This is a genomic window from Actinomadura logoneensis (assembly GCF_003428695.1).
Classification (GTDB): Bacteria; Actinomycetota; Actinomycetes; order Streptosporangiales; family Streptosporangiaceae; genus Spirillospora; species Spirillospora logoneensis.
The window spans coordinates 1-2,813 of record NZ_QURH01000676.1; the positions used below are offsets into that span (position 1 = coordinate 1).

Annotated in this window: 3 protein-coding genes; 2 read left to right on the forward strand and 1 reads right to left on the reverse strand. The window is 73.8% G+C overall.

Going from position 1 to position 2,813, the window contains the following annotated elements; genetic code table 11:
* On the forward strand, positions 1–207 hold a 207-nt coding region (locus tag DZF91_RS40335), incomplete at its 5' end, for a hypothetical protein (RefSeq protein WP_158588046.1).
* A complete protein-coding gene (locus DZF91_RS25505) occupies positions 204–1,283 on the forward strand; it encodes an iron-containing redox enzyme family protein (RefSeq protein ID WP_235834552.1) in 1,080 nt (359 codons plus the stop codon). The genes DZF91_RS40335 and DZF91_RS25505, both read left to right, overlap by 4 nt.
* An 89-nt stretch (positions 1,284–1,372) precedes the next feature.
* On the opposite strand, the gene DZF91_RS25510 is transcribed toward DZF91_RS25505, so the two are convergent.
* Positions 1,373–2,813, reverse strand: a 1,441-nt coding sequence (locus tag DZF91_RS25510) for a carotenoid oxygenase family protein (protein WP_117359755.1), incomplete at its 5' end; no start/stop codon positions are given.

Genomic DNA, 2,813 nt, shown 5'->3' on the forward strand with positions numbered 1-2,813 from the left:
CAGCGCGCGGCCGCCCGGACGGCCGCCGCCGGGCCGACCCGCCCGGCCACCCGGCTGAACGGCTCCGTGCCGGTGAACGCGGAGGTCAGGGCGGCGGTGGCGTATCTCGGGCAGGTCATGGAGCCCGACCGCGTCCGGGACGCATGGGTGTGCGCCGAGCGGGTACCGAAGCCGGACCCCACGGTCGATCAGCGGGAGGCGCGATGACGCTCGGCTCCATGGCCATGCCGGACGTGGCGGACGCGCCCCTGCCCCGGGCACGCGGTCCGCTGTCCGAGACGGTGCTCGACGTGCTGGCCACGCCGCCGGAGAGCGGCGCCGCGTCCGCCGCCCTGGAGGCGGCCCTGACCGCGACGCCCTGGGAAGCGGTCGATCCGTACGGCGACGATCTCCAACTGGCGCTCTATCTCTGCTACGAGCTGCACTACGCCGGTCTCGCGGGCGTGGACCCCGCCTGGGAGTGGGACCCCGCCCTGCTTCGGCTGCGCGCCCGCATGGAACGTGCCTACCTGGACGCGCTGCGCGCCGACACCGGGGAGATCGACGGCCCGGCGGCGCGGGACGTCCTGGCCGCCGAGCTCGACGCCCTGCTCGTCGAGCCCGTGGACGGCGAAGGCGTCTCCCACTACCTGCGGGACGAGGGAACGCGCCGGGAGATGCGCGAGTACGTCGTCCACCGGTCGGTCTACCACCTCAAGGAGGCCGACCCGCACTCGCTGCTGATCCCCCGGCTGCGCGGCCGGGCCAAGGCCGCCCTGGTCGCGGTCGAGTTCGACGAGTACGGCGGCGGACGCGCCGAGGCGATGCACTCGCGGCTGTTCGCCGACCTCATGGAGGGCCTCGACCTCGACCCCGGGTACGGCCGCTACCTGGACGCCGTCCCCGCGCCCGCGCTGGCCGTCGTCACGATGATGTCCCTGTTCGGCGTGCACCGCGCGCGGCGCGGCGCGATGGTCGGGCACTTCGCCGCCGCCGAGATCACCACCGCGCCCAGCGCGGCCCGGATCGCGCGGGCGATGCGGCGGCTCGGGGAGCAGGAGCGCTGCGCGCGCTTCTTCACCGAGCACATCGAGGCGGACGCCGTCCACGAGCAGGTCCTGCGCCGCGAGGTGATCGGCGACCTGCTGCGGCAGGAGCCCGACCTCGCCGCCGACGTCGTCTTCGGCATCCGCGCCACCAACCTGCTGGAGGAGCACCTCGGCGAGCACCTGCTGTCGAGCTGGCGGGCGGGACGCACCTCCCTGCGAAGGCCCCTCCCGGCCGACGGGGCGTCGCTTCCCTGACCGGTCGTGCGGATCCGTCCGGCGGACGGCTGACGCACCCGCGACACCGCGTCCGCCGCCCGTGACCTTCGGCGGTGGCGGGACTCGCCTCAGGTGCCGGCGATCCAGCTTCCGTGCAGCCCGAGCGGGATACGGCTCGGCAGGTGGACGCGGGCGATCGGCTTGCCGGTGAAGTCCTGTGCCGACAGGACCACCAGGTCCGAGGCGTTCCGGTCGGGGTTGTGGACGTAGGACAGGACGTAGCCGTCGTCCTCGGAGCGGGCGCCGGAGCGCGGGACGAAGACCGGCTCGCTCGCGCTCGCGTGCCGCGGGAACCGGTGGAACTGCGACCGTCCGGTGTCCAGGTCGTGCTTGACCAGGCCGTTGCCGAACGCCGAGTCGGGGGTCGAGCCGTGCCCGTACGCCTTCAGGAACTCGGCGGTCGCGGCGGTGTAGCCGTACCGGTGCCTGCGGCTCACGCGAGCGTCCGGGACGCGGGGGAACTCCTGGGGGCGGTCGTCGAGCTGGGTCCGGCGGACGCTGCCGCGGGTCCGGTCGACCGTCCAGCGCACCAGCGCGGGCGGCGCGCTGGTCGACAGGCGGTCGGCGCTGAACGGCGCGGGGAACTCCACGAAGTCGACGACGATGGCGTCGCCGTCGTCGTAGGCGTTGAGCGTGTGCGAGATGTAGGAGGGCGGCACGGTGATCCAGGTGACCGCTCCCCCGGCGCGCGGGAAGTACCCGACCCGGTTGGGGCGTCCGGTGTCCCAGACCCAGGGGATCTTCTGCCCGTGCTCCATGGCGTCCAGGTCGAACAGGATCGGCTGGTCGTACAGGACGACGTACTTCCCGGTGAGGGCGAAGTCGTGCATGAGGAGCGTCCCGCCCATCGGGATCGTCCGGGTGGACCTCACCTTGCCCGCCGCGCTGATCACCACGTACTGGACGTAGTCGGTGCTCTCGTCGTAGCTCACCGAGTGCAGTTCGCCGGTGGCCGGGTCGAGCTTGGTGTGGGCGGACATGGTCCCGGCCCAGGTGCCGTCGAAGTCGCAGGGGCCGACCGTGTAGAGCTCGTCGGTGAGTTCCTGCGGCCGGGCGGTCCCCTCCTGCAGCGCGAGGGTCTTCCCGCGGAATCCGATCACGTTGATGTTGGAGGGGAAGTCGGTCTCGGCGGGGACGCCGCGCACCGGCTCGCCGAGTTTCTCGGCGGTGCCCTTGGCGCGGACCCAGCGGCTGCGGTACCACTCGGCCCTGCCGTCGCGGAGCCGGACGCCGTGGACCATCCCGTCGCCGGCCAGCCAGTGGTGGGCGAGCGGGTCCTCCAGCCCGAGCACGTTGGGGCCGTTGCGCAGCAGGCGGCCGGTCAGGTCCTTCGGGACCGTGCCGGTGACCGGCAGGTCGAACTCGGTCACCTCGAACGGGACCGGCGCGAACGGCCCTTCGAGGAAGGGGTTGCCGCCGTCGCCCTTGCGGGGGCCGGGCGGGGCCGCCATGGCCGGCCCCGCGCCGAGGGCGGCGGCTCCGAACGCGGTGCCGGTGGCCAGGCCGGCG